The 14,890-nt window shown below is 55.7% G+C and carries 14 protein-coding genes; 13 read left to right on the top strand and 1 reads right to left on the bottom strand.

The window, feature by feature from the left end; all coding sequences use genetic code 11:
• Nucleotides 1-46 precede the first annotated feature (46 nt).
• Entirely contained in the window at nucleotides 47-919 is an 873-nt protein-coding gene (accD, locus tag BA022_RS00815) for an acetyl-CoA carboxylase, carboxyltransferase subunit beta (RefSeq protein ID WP_088886263.1), read from the top strand.
• 78 nt (nucleotides 920-997) lie between these two features.
• Here accD and BA022_RS00810 read toward each other — a convergent pair whose 3' ends face one another.
• The gene (locus tag BA022_RS00810; protein ID WP_088886262.1) at nucleotides 998-1,546 is read right to left on the bottom strand and encodes a YggT family protein; all 549 of its coding nucleotides are present in this window, start codon (nucleotides 1,544-1,546) and stop codon (nucleotides 998-1,000) included.
• Nucleotides 1,547-1,634: 88 nt separating this feature from the next.
• Between BA022_RS00810 and BA022_RS00805 the strand changes: the two genes are divergently transcribed.
• The 12 genes from BA022_RS00805 to lysS all read left to right on the top strand — a co-directional run bounded on the left by BA022_RS00805 (nucleotide 1,635) and on the right by lysS (nucleotide 14,822).
• The gene (locus BA022_RS00805; protein WP_088886261.1) at nucleotides 1,635-2,273 is read left to right on the top strand and encodes an LON peptidase substrate-binding domain-containing protein; all 639 of its coding nucleotides are present in this window, start codon (nucleotides 1,635-1,637) and stop codon (nucleotides 2,271-2,273) included.
• A 4-nt stretch (nucleotides 2,274-2,277) separates the two neighbouring features.
• Nucleotides 2,278-4,263 carry a polysaccharide biosynthesis protein gene (locus tag BA022_RS00800; RefSeq protein ID WP_088886260.1) on the top strand — a complete coding sequence of 662 codons (1,986 nt, stop codon included), beginning with the start codon at nucleotides 2,278-2,280 and terminating at the stop codon, nucleotides 4,261-4,263.
• A gap of 147 nt (nucleotides 4,264-4,410) precedes the next feature.
• Entirely contained in the window at nucleotides 4,411-5,847 is a 1,437-nt protein-coding gene (locus BA022_RS00795) for a lipopolysaccharide biosynthesis protein (protein WP_088886259.1), read from the top strand.
• A 6-nt stretch (nucleotides 5,848-5,853) separates the two neighbouring features.
• Nucleotides 5,854-6,519, top strand: a complete 666-nt coding sequence (locus BA022_RS00790) for a methyltransferase domain-containing protein (RefSeq protein WP_088886258.1) — start codon at nucleotides 5,854-5,856, stop codon at nucleotides 6,517-6,519.
• Between the two features lie 11 nt (nucleotides 6,520-6,530).
• The gene (locus tag BA022_RS19010; protein ID WP_187305996.1) at nucleotides 6,531-7,910 is read left to right on the top strand and encodes a glycosyltransferase; all 1,380 of its coding nucleotides are present in this window, start codon (nucleotides 6,531-6,533) and stop codon (nucleotides 7,908-7,910) included.
• Nucleotides 7,903-8,592: a class I SAM-dependent methyltransferase gene (locus BA022_RS00785; protein WP_088886257.1), complete on the top strand. Its 690-nt coding sequence runs from the start codon at nucleotides 7,903-7,905 to the stop codon at nucleotides 8,590-8,592. The genes BA022_RS19010 and BA022_RS00785 overlap by 8 nt, the downstream gene beginning before the upstream one ends.
• Nucleotides 8,589-9,641: a glycosyltransferase gene (locus BA022_RS00780; protein WP_088886256.1), complete on the top strand. Its 1,053-nt coding sequence runs from the start codon at nucleotides 8,589-8,591 to the stop codon at nucleotides 9,639-9,641. Before BA022_RS00785 ends, BA022_RS00780 begins: the two co-directional genes overlap by 4 nt.
• Nucleotides 9,638-10,663, top strand: a complete 1,026-nt coding sequence (locus BA022_RS00775) for a glycosyltransferase family 2 protein (RefSeq protein WP_088886255.1) — start codon at nucleotides 9,638-9,640, stop codon at nucleotides 10,661-10,663. The genes BA022_RS00780 and BA022_RS00775 overlap by 4 nt, the downstream gene beginning before the upstream one ends.
• A complete protein-coding gene (locus BA022_RS00770; protein WP_088886254.1) occupies nucleotides 10,660-11,358 on the top strand; it encodes a methyltransferase domain-containing protein in 699 nt (232 codons plus the stop codon). The genes BA022_RS00775 and BA022_RS00770 overlap by 4 nt, the downstream gene beginning before the upstream one ends.
• 69 nt (nucleotides 11,359-11,427) lie before the next feature.
• Nucleotides 11,428-12,591 carry a DegT/DnrJ/EryC1/StrS family aminotransferase gene (locus tag BA022_RS00765; RefSeq protein WP_088886253.1) on the top strand — a complete coding sequence of 388 codons (1,164 nt, stop codon included), beginning with the start codon at nucleotides 11,428-11,430 and terminating at the stop codon, nucleotides 12,589-12,591.
• Nucleotides 12,592-12,599: 8 nt separating this feature from the next.
• Complete coding sequence (locus tag BA022_RS00760; RefSeq protein ID WP_088886252.1) at nucleotides 12,600-13,238, top strand: sugar transferase; 639 nt, start codon at nucleotides 12,600-12,602, stop codon at nucleotides 13,236-13,238.
• 36 nt (nucleotides 13,239-13,274) lie between these two features.
• Entirely contained in the window at nucleotides 13,275-14,822 is a 1,548-nt protein-coding gene (gene lysS / locus BA022_RS00755; protein ID WP_088886251.1) for a lysine--tRNA ligase, read from the top strand.
• The last annotated feature ends 68 nt before the right edge of the window (nucleotides 14,823-14,890 follow it).

Genomic DNA, 14,890 nt, shown 5'->3' with positions numbered 1-14,890 from the left:
GCCGGCCACGGCCCGCGCGCAGCCGCGATCTGAACAGAGGAAACCTATGTCCTGGCTCGAAAAACTCCTGCCTTCCAAAATCCAGCAGACCGACCCTACCGAGCGTCGCCAGATGCCCGAGGGCCTGTGGATCAAGTGCCCGAGCTGCGAGAACGTGCTCTATAAGACCGATCTGGAGCACAACGAAAACGTCTGTCCCCAGTGCGGCCACCACCACCGCATCGGTGCCCGTGCGCGGCTCAACGCCTTTCTGGACGGCGAGGGACGCTATGAGATCGGCCAGGAAGTGCTGCCGGTCGACGCTCTCAAGTTCAAGGACAGCCGCAAGTATCCCGAACGCCTGAAAGAAGCCCTGGAGAACACCGGCGAAACCGACGCGCTCATCGTGATGGGCGGCGCGGTCAAGAGCATCAACGTCGTGGTGGCCTGCTTCGAATTCGATTTCATGGGCGGCTCCATGGGTTCCGTGGTGGGCGAGCGCTTCGTCCGCGGCGTGGAAACCGCCATCGAGCAGAAGGTGCCCTTCATCTGCTTCACCGCCACGGGCGGCGCACGCATGCAGGAAGGCCTGCTCAGCCTGATGCAGATGGCCAAGACCAATGCGGCCCTCACCCGTTTGGCCAAGAAAGGCCTGCCCTACATCAGCGTGCTGACCGACCCTACCATGGGTGGCGTGTCGGCCGGCTTCGCCTTCGTGGGGGATATCGTGATTGCCGAGCCCAAGGCCCTGATCGGCTTTGCCGGCCCGCGCGTGATCGAATCCACCGTGCGCGTCACGTTGCCCGAGGGTTTCCAGCGCGCGGAGTTCCTGCAGACCAAGGGCGCTGTGGACTTCATCTGCGACCGCCGCGAACTGCGCCAGACCGTGGCGCAATGCCTGTCCATGCTGCAGCGCCTGCCGGCCGACGCGGTAGCCTGAACCACGGACATCAAAAACAATAGCTGCTAGCGCTTAGTGGACGGGCGCTAGCAGCTATTTTTATTGAGAACAATGTCGCTACATCATGACGCTGGCCTGCAGATGCCCCAGCACGATCATCACGACCTGCAGCAGTATCAGCACCACCAGCGGCGACAGGTCCACCCCGCCCAATAGCGGTAGAACACGGCGCACGGGGCGCAACAACGGCTCGCACAGGCGGGTGATCACATCGCTGATGGGCGATCGCGTCTGCACCCACGAGAGCACGGCATAAACGATCAGCAAGCCCATCAATCCCGACACGGCCACGCGCGCCAGGCCAAAAAGCGCCATCCACGGCAGCCAGGCCAGTCCCATCCCCCCGCCCACCAGAAGCCACAGCAGCAGATACTGGACCAGTTGCAGCAGCAGCGCCGCCGCAAGGCAGGACAGATCCCACCGCCCCACCGACGGAACGAGCTTGCGCAGTGGCAGCACCAGCCAGTCGCTCAGGGCAAACACGAGACGGCCCACGGGATTGGCAAACGACACCCGCTGCAGCTGCATGTACAGCCGGAACAGGCAAGCCCCGGTAAGCAGGCCGCTGGCAACGTCGAGGAGAAAAGAGAGGACTTGAAACAACATAATAACTAGCAAGAGTGGCGCTCTCACCCGATGTTCGGCGCCCAGAGTGGTCTACGTGGGATGATAGCGATGCTCACGCAATGCCATCATGTCCGTTCCTCTTACGCTGACCTCCCTACCCCTGCTTCCAATTAGCTCTGTGCTATTTCCAGGTAGCGTCCTATCGCTGAGCGTCCTCAAGGCACGTTACTTGGATATGGTGCGCAAATGCCACCAGATAAATGCACCCTTCGGAGCCGTCGCCGTCGCGAGTGATCATGAGGAGTACAAGGCGAAGTCACTCCGTGAGTATGTGCACAACATCGGAACGTTAGCTGTTGTTAACCAATTGGTAGAACATCGGCCCGGGTTGCTGCATGTGCGTTGTCAAGGCATGGAGCGTTTTCGGATTCTCAATCATCAGGTGCTCCCCCATGGCCTCTGGACGGCCAATGTGGAACATCTTCCTACTGACGCGCATGTTCCAGTGCCCTACCACCTACAACGCGTAGCACAAGCTTTAGCGCGAGCAGGGGAATTGCTGTATATACGTGGATTCAATGTAACTTCTTATATCGAATTATCAACCTCTCAATTTGAGGATTGCGGTTGGGTTGCCAATCGTTGGTGCGAGCTGCTCCCTATATCTGCGGAAATCAAACAACAACTCATGCAACTGGAAAGTCCGCTGGTGCGGCTCGAATTCGTAGCTCGCATACTGGGGCGCATGGGTATCACTGCTGCATAAATCCATGTCCCGCAATCTACCTCTTCGTCTTTTGCAATGGCCCATCAACGCTAAACGCCTATTCGTCGCTGCTTTGGACGCTGTCATGGGCTTAGCCGCCATGTGGCTTGCCTTTACACTGCGTCTGGAGAATTTGCATTGGCCAGAAGGACTTCAATGGCTGGCATATGGCCTCGCCCCATTGCTGGCCTTCCCGGTTTTCGTGTATTTCGGCCTGTATCGCGCCATCTTTCGTTATACAGGTATCCGAGCCCTTATCACAACGGGTAAAGCCGTGGTGCTATACGGAGCGGTATTGTTAACCATTCTGCTGGTCGCGCAATGGGAAGGTGTTCCGCGCAGTGTAGGTGTTTTGCAGCCAGTGATTTTCCTCCTGCTCGTGGGTGCAAGCCGCGCGCTGGGCTGGCTCTGGTTAGCAGGCCAGCCGAGCGAAGCGCCACGTCGTCTGCTGATTTACGGCGCAGGCAGCGCGGGAGCACAGACCGCGGCGGGGTTAATGGGTATACGCGACTATGAATTAATTGGCTTCATAGACGATGACTCCAGCAAAGCTGGTCGCAGCATTAACGGCGTACAGGTATATCCAGCGCACAGTTTGCCAGAACTGGCACAACGCTTGAAACCTACCGATGTCTTGCTCGCCATGCCAAGCGCCCCCCGGCAGCGGCGACGCGTTATCCTGGAAACTTTGCGGGAACTGCCTCTACGTATCCGAACGCTGCCCGGTATGTCCGATCTGGCAAGCGGGCGCGTAACAATCGCAGATTTCCAGGACTTAGGTCTGGAAGACTTGATTGGCCGCGAGCCAGTGGCACCCTTACCCCATCTCCTCGGGCGCAATCTGGTGGGCCAAGTGGTTATGGTAACCGGTGCAGGCGGAAGTATTGGTAGCGAGCTGTGCCGACAGATCGTGCATGAAGTGCCAGCAAAGCTATTACTTGTAGACCACAGTGAGTATGCCCTTTATGCTATCCATCGTGAACTGCAATCACTATGTGACCAGGGCGTACATTCCTGCGAACTGGTCCCCCTGCTTGCGAACGTCACTGATGCAGGGCGTATAACGGACATTTGCCAAATACACCAGCCACAATCCATTTACCATGCTGCTGCCTATAAACATGTTCCTTTAGTGGAAGCCAATCCGGGCGAAGGCGTACTCAACAATGTATTTGGCACGCTCAATATGGTACGCGCAGCGGTCAAGCATAATGTCCAGCACTTCGTTCTCATTTCCACGGATAAGGCCGTGCGCCCAACGAATGTTATGGGCGCGAGCAAACGCATAGCCGAGTTGATACTGCAGGCCATTGCAGCGAGCGATCGCCCTCCCTTCAGCGATCAGGCAATTGGCGATACCTCTTGGCAGAGCCCCACGCGCTTTTCCATGGTTCGCTTCGGCAATGTTCTAGGCTCAAGCGGCAGCGTAATCCCGCTCTTCCGGACACAAATAGCAACGGGAGGGCCAGTCACCGTTACACATCCCCAGGTCACACGATACTTCATGACCATTCCCGAAGCAGCGCAGTTGGTAATACAGGCGGGCGCGATGGCTGGGGGAGGAGATGTGTTTGTGCTGGACATGGGGGCCCCCGTCAAAATCTTAGAGTTGGCCCAGCGCATGGTGGCATTGTCTGGCTTGACAGTATGCGACTCGCAACATCCAAATGGCGACATCGTCATTGAATTTACCGGTCTTCGACCCGGTGAAAAATTGTATGAGGAATTGCTTATCGGCGCACATCCTACGCGAACTGCACATCCACGCATTCTACAAGCAAGAGAAGATTATTTACCCTGGAGTGAATTATCCCCACTACTTTCCACCCTTGAGATTAGCGCCCAACAGGGAAACAATACAACAATACGACAAATTCTTGCCCAACTCGTTCCCGGCTATCACCTAGAAAATGAAGAAACCCGAAAGTTCAGCAGTCAAGACTCCGCGAATACAGCAGCCGACAAGCCACAACAACAAAAAACCAATTAATTAACCCAAAAAACAAATATCGCTAAGCGCGAATTACCAATATCATAACAAAATTGCACAAAATCTCACGCGCAACAAAATGCAGACAGTATCCTTAAATTCAGTTCGGCGCTCGAAATGGGCTATCGAGTGATGCATTAAAAACCTATGCGGCACGCCACAATCGCCTACGCCGGTGCTATTGTTTTTGACCGACTCCTTAGCCTAATTTTACTGCCGGTACTCACAAGAATACTAAACCAGGACGACTACGGCGCTTGGTCACAGACGGGCATAAGCGCTAGCCTAGGAATAATTATTATTCTATATGCTTTTCCGACGCTCATCATTCGCTATCATGCAACCGACACCGGCCCCACCGCACGAAAATTCGCTTTTGATCGAATAGGACTGCTGTGCATATGCTTTGGCTTATTATGGGCCCTAACAGCACTTAGCACCCCCTCCACGGTAGCGCGCATAGTTTATGGAAATGCGCAATATTCCACCCTGGTAAAAGCATTGCTGCTATGGACATTCGCTGAGGCAGCTATCGAATTTGCAATTGCTTGGTGGCGTGCACTCAGCCGCATCGGCGCAATTGCCAGCATCTTAATATTACGCAGCACGTATAGAGTAAGTTTCGCCATACTGATTGCGACCTTCAGCGGATCTCCCTTATCTGTCTGGCTGTGGCATTACAGTATAGCGCTCACCATACTAGCGATATTCATTTTGGCGCTTAGCCGGCACGCCGCATGCAGCGGTCCAGCCACAGATAGCTTACGCGTGCCGCCAACGATTCGGATGCAGTTCTTAGAGGCGTCGCCACTGGTCGCACTCACAATTCTAACCACCCTCAGCGGTTATGTTGATCGCTATCTTTTAGCCGCATGGGCCAGCATTGAGACCGTGGCGATTTATGCCGCCGCAGCCTCCATGGCAGCAGTACCCTTTATGATCCATAGCGCTTTGGGCTTCACGCTTTTCCCGATGATGTCTCGACAATGGGCATTGGGAGAGCATGCAAAGGCGGCTCAGTTAATGAAGAAAACGCTACTTTTATATTGCTTCCTCTCGGCTCCAGTAGTTCTGACTGTATCGATTTTCGGCGCACAGGTATTACCCTGGCTCACGACTCGAGACTACCAAGTTGAGCCTATAGTTTTCATCTACCTATCAATTTCAGTACTAGCACTCGGCATACAACAAATTCTCGTTTACAGCCTATTATTGGAGGGCAAAGGACTCAAAATGCTCCAACTTGCCGCCATAGCAATTTGCCTCAATCTGATTTTGGCTTTTTTATTAATACCCCAATTCGAAATGCGCGGCGCAGCTCTCGCCGCAGCACTTGCCAATGTTATCTTGGCAGCAATGACAAATCAAGCCATCCGCTCTATAATAATCTGGCGCTTTCCCCTATTTCAAATAATACGTTTTTTCATCAGTGCATGCCTTTGCGCGCTACCTCTATTTTTCTTGGCAATATTCAACCTTTTGAGCTTAATCTATGTATTGCCAATACTAATGACTGCCGGGGTAACATACCTGGCGCTAGATTGGTGGTCCGATGAATCTATGTTACGCCATTCGCTATCTTGACCATTTATGCCCACCGCACACGATTTCGATCTCCAATTTACCGTAAGTCAACGCAGTTATTTGGCGGATTTAGACTTTTACACTTGGACTCGGCATTTTTTTATCATTAAAGACCTCATAACATATGCACAGGGCGATGTTTTTGAGGCAGGCACAGGCGACGGTGTGGTACGCCGATGTATAGAGCCTTTTGTTACCAGCTACACGGTACTTGACCTTAACCCTGCGCTGAGCCCCGAGATACAAGGCGATCTTCGAGAAAACCGCCCGAATTTAAAAGCGCGCTTTGACGCCGCAGTCGCTACGGAAATTTTAGAACACCTACCATTTTCTGAGCTACCAAACTGTTTACACAATCTGCAAGACTACTTACGGCCAGGTGGTTTGCTTTTTCTCACGCTACCACATCGCAAAGGTCACATGCTGGTGTCTACGCCACGGCAACGTCTGCTTAACCTCCGCTTCCCTGTAGGTGTGACAAGTCTTAGCGAAGCATATAACCGATTCATACGTAGGCGGATTTGGATTGATCCCAATCATTGCTGGGAAATTGGCGACGGCCATATCTCTCGTTCTCAAATAAATCACCTGCTGAACACCCAGGGATGGCAGACCAAACGTTTCCAAACGCTGCCCTATTGCGATTATTGGTTACTTCAAAAAGCAAACTAACACGTGAAATCATGAAGATTTTACAAATTGCCTACTATTACCCCCCCATGGGGGGGGCAGGTGTACAGCGTGCTTTAAAATTTAGCAAATACCTCCCCATTTATGGTGTAAAACCGGTTATTCTGGCATGCGATGATCCATGCTATGTTCGCGACGACACATTCTTGCAAGAAATTCCAAGAGAAATAGATGTACACCGCATCAAATTTACCCCTTGGATGTCGAGAATGGCCACACGACGGCGATCTGATAAAAATGGGGCACCCACGTCATCTCTAACTCATTTATCCAGAATCTCTACAAGTATTCAAAAGAGATTACGAGAAATAATTCTTCTTAGCGCCCGCAGCCTCCAGATGCCCGATGACGCTGCTGCCTGGGCACACCAAGCGCTCAAAAAGGCACGGCAGATAATTCGCGAATCGGCGGAGAATGGCGAGCCGATAGAATTGATTATGAGCAGCGCCCCCCCAGTTTCCACTCATATGCTGGGCGAGCGGCTCGCACTTGAGTTTAATCTTCCTTGGATCATCGATTTTCGGGACTTGTGGACTGACAATCCATCTTATGATCTGCCTTTTTGGCGAAAAATATTAGATCGCCGCACCGAGGAACGGTGGCTCGCTCGTGCTACAGGTGTTATTACAGTTACCCCCACCTGGCACAGAATGCTAGCCTCACGGGTGCCACCAGGAGTACTTACCGCTTTCATTCCTAACGGTTATGATGAGGCGGACTTCTTAACGCAATCAACACTTGCTCAGAAAAATAGTGATTTTACTATTGTGCATACAGGCACATTTTATGGGCCTCGCGACCCACACGCGCTTCTTGAAGGCCTTAAACGCTATCTCACAAATCCACAAAAGCCATCACACAATCTACGTGTTCGATTGATAGGAAACATTGGCGCCCGATTCCTACATGCATTTCAAGTGTTTGAACAACAATTCCCCGGAATAGTTGAAATCATTCCTTACGTTCCGCATGCTCACGCCTTGGCAGAGCTCGATTCTGCAGATGCTTTGCTACTGGTGGTGGGTGGCAATGGACGTGGCGATGCTGTGCGCGGCTGGCTACCCGGCAAAATATTTGAGTACCTCAGGGTTGGCAAGCCCATCTTGATGTTGGGAGATCCGGATGGTGATGCAGCACATCTAATCCGACGTCACTCAAGAGGTCTCGTTATCAGAAGTGAAGATGTTGATGGGTTAACGAACGCATTCCACACATTAGCATCAAGCAGATTGAAAGACCCTGCGGAAGGAAACGAAGAAATTCAACCGGTCACGACTTTTGAGCGCCGTGAACTCTCTCGACAACTAGCTAATTTTATTCGCGAATGCCAGCAGCGCCACGTTCAAACCCACCGTCGTAAAAAATATGGATGAAATTGATCGCATTCAGCGTCGCTATCAGGAACGTGATGCTGACCAATTGCTGAGTGGCTTTTGGACCTTAGCCAATCCGGTCGCTGTACATCTTATGCAAGAGCGTGAGCGCATAACGCTGCAAGGTTTGAAGCGTACAGGTTTAAAGATAAAAGAGGCAGTCCTGCTCGATGTTGGCTGCGGACAAGGCCAAGAGTTTGCTAGTTTCTTGCGCTGGGGGGCGCGTCCAAAGAATATTTTCGGCGTGGATGTAAGTGCTCATCGAATTGAAGAAGCTCGATCGCTTGGTATTGCACAGGTCAATTTGATATCTGATACTACTTTACCATTCCCATCCGCAAGTTTTGATCTCGTCATTCAGAACGTAGTTTTTAGTTCAATCGTTGAGGATTCCACTCGTTATGCGCTTGCTACAGAAATGCTACGTGTGCTTCGTCCCGGCGGCTGGTTATTGTGGTACGACGCTGCGCGGACAAACACGCGAGATCCACATTTCCGTGACATACCTCGAGCCGAGATAGAAAAACTACTGCCTGGACTACGATGGAATTGGCATCCTCTTACTACTCACCTCGGACTGCTGCGTAGAATCAATGCCATATTTGGCGAGCGCGGCATGCGAGCGTTTGATTTGATAGGTCTCTATAAAACCCACTGGCTGGGTTGGGGACAAAAATTATGAGCCAGCGGCATATCTGCCTTCTTGGAGATGCAACCAGCCCTCATATCCAACGCTGGGCCAATGAGATGATAGGGCGTGGTTATCGTGTTTCGTTAATTACAGCGCGTCCTGATGCTACCTCTGGGGTATCTCAGAGGGTGCTCTCCCCTATACGCAGAACAACTGACTGGTTATTTCGTGTTGGCGCAGCACGGCGGTACATGCGTGAACTGACACCCGATATCGTGCACGCACACTATCTCACCTCCTACGGCTATCTCGCCGCACGCTGCGCCCGCCATCCACTTGTGATGACGGCATGGGGCAGCGATTTACTCGTTACGCCGCACACCCGTCCTTGGATGCGCTGGCTTACCAGGTGGATCCTCCGCCGCGCCGATCTGATCACGGGCGACTCCGCCAGCCTCGTCGAGGCTGCGCGGCTTTACAGTCCAAGCGCGCCGGTGCATGAGATTCACTGGGGAGTCGACCGCATGCGCTTCGCTCCAACACCATGGGAGCATAAAGAAGGTCTGCAAATCATCAGCCTGCGCGCCTGGGAACCCAACTATCACATTGGAACGTTAATCCAAGCCTTTGCGCTGTTGCGCCAAATGCTGCCAGATGCGCCTCTAGCATTGCACCTTTTGGGGGGAGGCTCGCTCGAGTCAACACTGCGTGCACAAGTTCAAACGTTGGGTCTGACGCGCAACGTGACATTCCACGGCCATCTTGATGACGCAGGCATGGCTAACGTACTGGCACGGTGCAAAGTGTCCGTCAGCATCCCTGAGAGCGATGCGACTTCTGTGGCCATGCTGGAGAGCATGGCCTGCGGCTTGGCGGTGGTGGCTACCGACTTGGATGCCAACAGGCAATGGATCTCTTCGGATCTACTCATCCCGGCCGGCAACGCAACCGCGCTTGCCGAAGTGCTGGCGCGGCTCATGAAAGATGATGTGGGCATGCAGCAGGTGGGGCTTCAGAACGCCGAGCGCATTGCACTCAGCGGCGATCGCAAAACCCAAATGGATCATATGGACCGGCTGTACCGAGGGCTCCTGCAATGACCCCTCCTACACATCGACTGATAAGTGTCATCGCCCCTTGTCGCAATGAGATCGCGTTTATTGATGATTTTTGCGACTCCGTACTGGGCCAACAACTGCCCGAGGGTTGGGGCATGGAAGTACTGATCGCTGACGGAGTGAGTGATGACGGTACGCGCGAACGCCTGTACGAACGCTGCTTACGCGACGGGCGTCTGATATACGTAAACAACCCTGGCCGCATCGTTTCAACCGGACTCAACGCTTGTATTGCCCGCGCCCAAGGCGATGTAATCACCCGGCTCGACATCCATACACAGTTCGCCCCGGATTATTTGGCGTGCTGCATTGCAACGCTGGAACGTACCGGGGCCGACAACGTGGGCGGTCCCTGGATCGCACGCGGCACTGGTCCCATGGGCAAGGCCATCGGCGCAGCCTTCCAGTGTCGCTGGGTAGTGGGCGGCGCGCGCTCGCGGGACCCCGCCTACGAAGGGACGGTCGACACCGTCTACCTGGGCTGTTGGCGGCGCGACGCCTTCTCCCGCTTCGGATTGTTTGATGAGTCACTGGTTCGCAATCAAGATGATGAACACAACTTACGCCTACGCTTGTCTGGTGGGCGCATTTGGCAAAGCGGCACGATTCGCTCGGTTTACCACCCTCGCGAATCCCTGCGTCATCTTTACGCCCAGCAGCATCAGTATGGTTACTGGCGTCCATTTGTAGTGCGTAAACACGGTCAGTTTGGTTCATTACGCCAATTAGTACCGGCATTATTCGTGGCTGCGCTTGTGCTTTGCCTACTGGTAATGCCTTGGACGAGTTGGCCTGCCACAGTGCTGCTCGCGCTTTATGGAATATATGTATCGATGGCGAGTGCCGCTGCAGCACGAGCCGCGGGTTCTTGGCGACTGTTAGCGCACCTGCCAGCTGTGATCGCGGCGTTTCACTTCGGGTACGGTTGCGGCACTTGGCTTGGCCTGTGGGATGTGTTGCACAAACGCCCTCCCGCGTCACGGTTCGCGAGAATTACACGATGAACAACCCCGAGACCCAAGCGGTGCAAGCACGCTATGCCCGACGTAGTAGAGACACGGACACTCAACGCTACAGCCTTTTCGCCAACACAGCAGCATTGCAGGAGCACCAGGAGCGTTTACGCGCAATCGTGGATCTCTGGCAGGCACATGGGTGGCGAACTCTTGCAGGGCGTCCCATAACCGAAGTGGGTTGTGGCGGCGGAGGAAATTTGTTGGATCTACTTCGCCTGGGTGCCACGCCTGAATTGCTGAGCGGAATCGAACTGCTGCCCGAACGCGCTACCGCAGCGCGTGCACTCTTGCCCAGTAAGGTTGCACTTATTCAAGGAGATGCTTGCATTACACGAGTTGAGGAAGCCAGCCAACAAGCCGTGTTGGTTTTTACGGTGTTCAGCTCGCTTCTGGATCCCTCCTATCGAAAGGAGTTAGCCCGGACCCTTTGGCGCTGGGTGGCTCCAGGGGGAGGCGTGCTGGTTTATGACTTCATTATGAACAATCCCTACAACCCGGATGTGCGCAAGGTGCCACTGGGCGAGTTGCGCACACTTTTCCCCGAAGCCACTCTGTATTCACGCCGAATCACGTTGGCTCCTCCTATCGCGCGGCGCTTGCCGGTTGGACTCATTGCACCGTTGTCTCGGCTTGCGCCGCCTTTACGCACCCACTGCTTAACCTGGGCGGTCAAACCTGCGTGAACGGAACAACGTTCTCACTCCACAAGGCACATTTTGTCCTCTGCCGCGCTTCACATCCCTGCCATTCCTATGACCGATCCCGCCGCACACTTCCTCCCCTTCGCCCGTCCTGATATCAGTGAGGCCGAAGTCTGCGCAGTTATTGACGCGCTGCGTTCTGGCTGGGTGACGACAGGGCCCAAGGCACGGGCGTTTGAAGAGGCTTTTTCCCACTTCCTTGGGGGCGCAGTTCAAGCTATTGCCGTCAACTCCGCCACGGCGGGCCTGCACTTGGCACTGGAGGCACTAGGTATTGGACCAGGAGATGAGGTGATTGCCCCAACACTGACCTTTACAGCCACGGTGGAGGTCGTGCGCTACCTCGGCGCCGATCCCGTACTAGTGGACGTGGATCCGCTGACCCTGAACATCGATCCTGCAAAAATCCGCGCAGCCGTCACCCCTCGAACCAAGGCCATCATGCCAGTGCACTATGGAGGTCTATCGTGCAATATGGACGCTATCTTGACGATTGCACGCGAGCACGGCCTGAAAGTAGTGGAGGATGCCGCGCATGCCTTGCCCACGACATACCAAGGTCAACTGGTCGGCCAACTAGCTTCCGATGTGACCGTCTTCAGCTTCTACGCCAACAAAACCATCACCACCGGCGAAGGCGGCATGGCAGTGACACGCAACCCACAGCTGGCCGACCGGATGCGTGTGATGCGGCTGCACGGCATGAGCCGCGACGCTTTCGATCGATTCACGTCCAAAACACCCGCGTGGTACTACGAAGTGGTAGCCCCAGGCTTCAAGTACAACCTGACTGATATCGCCGCCGCTTTAGGGTTGGTACAACTGCAGCGGCTGCCCCAGTTCTTGCAGCGCCGCCAACACCTCGCCACACGCTACCAAAAGCAACTAGCGGGCCTGCCCCTCGTGCTCCCCGCAGATGCTCCGGCAGGTGACGTGCATGCCTGGCACCTTTACGTGGTGCGCCTCACTTCGTCCGCGCGCATGGGGCGCGACGAACTCATCCAGGCACTGTCCGACCGGGGCATCGGCACCAGCGTGCACTACGTCCCCCTGCATCGTCATCCCTATTGGCGAGACCGCTACGGACTCTCACCGGAGCAATTTCCGCATGCCGATGCAGCCTATCAGTCCATGGTCAGCCTGCCGCTGTTTACAGCGATGCAGGACAGCGACCAGGACCGCGTGATTGCTACGCTGCACGAGCTGCTGGCTTGAGCGTGCCCATGGCCAAGCGCCTGTTCGACATTACCTTCGCCTCGCTGGCGCTCCTGTTGCTCAGTCCCTTGCTGCTGGCCATTGCGCTATGGGTGCGGTGGGATTCGCCTGGGCCGGTAATGTTTCGCCAGCAGCGCGTGGGACAGAGGGGGCGACCGTTCAACATCTACAAGTTCCGCACGATGCATGCTGATGCGCCGGTTGCCGGTCTGCAGATCACCGTAGGGCGGGATCCACGCATCACCCGCGCAGGGGCAGTGTTACGTCGCTTCAAACTGGATGAGTTGCCACAGTTCTTCAACGTCGTGTGCGGTCAGATGAGCGTGGTAGGCCCGCGCCCTGAGGTGCCACGTTATGTGGCGCTGTATCCAGTGGACCTGCGCGAGAGGTTGTTAAGCGTGCGCCCAGGCATCACCGACCTCGCCTCCATCGCGTTTCGCGACGAGGCCGCGTTGCTGGCCGCCAGCCCACAACCAGAGCGCACCTATGTCGAGCAGATCCTTCCTATCAAGTTGCAGTACGCACGCCAATACGTCCGATCTCACACGCTATGGCTAGACATTCGCATCGTTGCATGGACCATTTTGGCCATACTCGGGCACCCCGTGAGCCTGCCCCTTTCGCACGACCATTCGCCAAAACCCTAAAATTGCCTGTTTGCCCTTCCTGCCCATAACGGCGCCATGTCTGAAAATAATTCTGCCCCCTCTCCCGCCCAGGACGAAAACCAACTCATCGCCGAACGCCGTGAAAAGCTCAAGGCTCTGCGCGAGAACCAGGCCCAGGGCCAAGGCGTGGCATTTCCCAATGACTACAAGCCCCAGCACCATGCCGCAGTGCTGCAGCAGCAGTACGGCACATTGGATGGAGAAACGCTCGAAGCGCAGGCGATCACTGTGAGCGTGGCCGGCCGCATGATGCTCAAGCGCGTCATGGGCAAGGCCAGCTTCGCGACCCTGCAGGATGGATCGCTGGGTGACACCGGCGGGCGCATCCAGCTCTACGTGACACGCGACGCCATTGGCGAGGAAGCCTATTCCGACTTCAAGCGCTGGGACCTCGGTGACATCCTGGGTGCCGAAGGCACGCTGATGAAGACCAAGACCGGCGAGCTATCGGTCAAGGTGTCGCGCCTGCGCCTGCTCACCAAGAGCCTGCGCCCCATGCCCGACAAGTTCCACGGTGTAGCCGACCAGGAGGTCAAGTACCGCCAGCGCTACGTGGACCTGATGACCGACGAGGCCGCGCGCCGCCGCTTCGTCGCGCGCAGCAAGGCTGTGGGCAGCATCCGCTCTTTCATGATGGAGCACGGCTTCCTGGAAGTGGAAACGCCCATGCTGCACCCCATTCCCGGCGGCGCCAACGCCAAGCCCTTCGTCACCCACCACAATGCGTTGGAGCAGGAGATGTTCCTGCGCATCGCGCCCGAGCTGTACCTCAAGCGCCTGATCGTCGGCGGCTTCGAGCGCGTGTTCGAGATCAACCGCAACTTCCGCAACGAAGGCATCTCGGTGCGCCACAACCCCGAGTTCACGATGATGGAGTTTTATGCGGCCTACTGGAACTACCGCGATCTGATGGATTTCACCGAGGCGCTGGTGCGCGATGCCGCACTCAAGGCCACGGGCACGCTGCAGCTCACCTACGGTGGCCGCGCGGTGGATCTGGCCCAGCCCTTCCAGCGCCTCACGATCCGCGAGGCCATCTACCAGCACACCGAGGCCGGCGCACATGTGGACGATGCCGCCTGGCTCATCAGCGCGCTCAAGAAACTGGGCATGACCGAGGAGAAGGACCGCCTGTCCACCCGGACCCTCGCCAGCCTGCAGGTGCTCTACTTCGAGGAAGAGGTGGAGGACAAGCTCTGGCAGCCGACCTTCATCATGGAGCACCCGACCGAGATCAGCCCTCTGGCGCGCGCCAACGACCTGCGCCCCGAGGTGACGGAACGCTTCGAGCTCTACATCACCGGCCGCGAGTTCGGCAATGGCTTCTCGGAGCTGAACGACGCCGAAGACCAGGCCGCCCGCTTTCATGCGCAGGTGGCTGCCAAGGACGCGGGCGATGACGAGGCCATGTTCTTCGACCACGACTTCGTACGTGCGCTGGAATACGGCATGCCGCCCACAGGTGGTTGCGGCATCGGCATCGACCGGCTGATGATGCTGCTCACCGACAGCCCGAGCATCCGTGACGTGATCCTGTTCCCGGCCCTGCGGCGCGAGCACTGACCCGTGGGCATGCGTGGCCGTACGTGGCCACGCTGACATCCCGCCGCACCAGCGGCCTCCAATGCGCC

This window comes from Diaphorobacter nitroreducens (assembly GCF_002214645.1).
Taxonomy (GTDB): Bacteria; Pseudomonadota; Gammaproteobacteria; order Burkholderiales; family Burkholderiaceae_C; genus Diaphorobacter; species Diaphorobacter nitroreducens.
Note: the sequence above shows the minus strand (reverse complement) of the source record. Positions and strands in the feature narration are given on the sequence as shown.

Bases quoted from the DNA above. Each gene is read 5' to 3' on its own strand.
- BA022_RS00790 (WP_088886258.1), top strand. From the start codon at position 5,854: ATGCCCACCGCACACGATTTCGATCTCCAATTTACCGTAAGTCAACGC.
- lysS (WP_088886251.1), top strand. From the start codon at position 13,275: ATGTCTGAAAATAATTCTGCCCCCTCTCCCGCCCAGGACGAAAACCAA.
- BA022_RS00810 (WP_088886262.1), bottom strand. From the start codon at position 1,546: ATGTTGTTTCAAGTCCTCTCTTTTCTCCTCGACGTTGCCAGCGGCCTG.
- BA022_RS19010 (WP_187305996.1), top strand. From the start codon at position 6,531: ATGAAGATTTTACAAATTGCCTACTATTACCCCCCCATGGGGGGGGCA.
- BA022_RS00760 (WP_088886252.1), top strand. From the start codon at position 12,600: ATGGCCAAGCGCCTGTTCGACATTACCTTCGCCTCGCTGGCGCTCCTG.
- BA022_RS00775 (WP_088886255.1), top strand. From the start codon at position 9,638: ATGACCCCTCCTACACATCGACTGATAAGTGTCATCGCCCCTTGTCGC.
- BA022_RS00765 (WP_088886253.1), top strand. From the start codon at position 11,428: ATGACCGATCCCGCCGCACACTTCCTCCCCTTCGCCCGTCCTGATATC.
- BA022_RS00805 (WP_088886261.1), top strand. From the start codon at position 1,635: ATGTCCGTTCCTCTTACGCTGACCTCCCTACCCCTGCTTCCAATTAGC.
- BA022_RS00770 (WP_088886254.1), top strand. From the start codon at position 10,660: ATGAACAACCCCGAGACCCAAGCGGTGCAAGCACGCTATGCCCGACGT.
- BA022_RS00800 (WP_088886260.1), top strand. From the start codon at position 2,278: ATGTCCCGCAATCTACCTCTTCGTCTTTTGCAATGGCCCATCAACGCT.
- BA022_RS00785 (WP_088886257.1), top strand. From the start codon at position 7,903: ATGGATGAAATTGATCGCATTCAGCGTCGCTATCAGGAACGTGATGCT.
- BA022_RS00795 (WP_088886259.1), top strand. From the start codon at position 4,411: ATGCGGCACGCCACAATCGCCTACGCCGGTGCTATTGTTTTTGACCGA.
- accD (WP_088886263.1), top strand. From the start codon at position 47: ATGTCCTGGCTCGAAAAACTCCTGCCTTCCAAAATCCAGCAGACCGAC.
- BA022_RS00780 (WP_088886256.1), top strand. From the start codon at position 8,589: ATGAGCCAGCGGCATATCTGCCTTCTTGGAGATGCAACCAGCCCTCAT.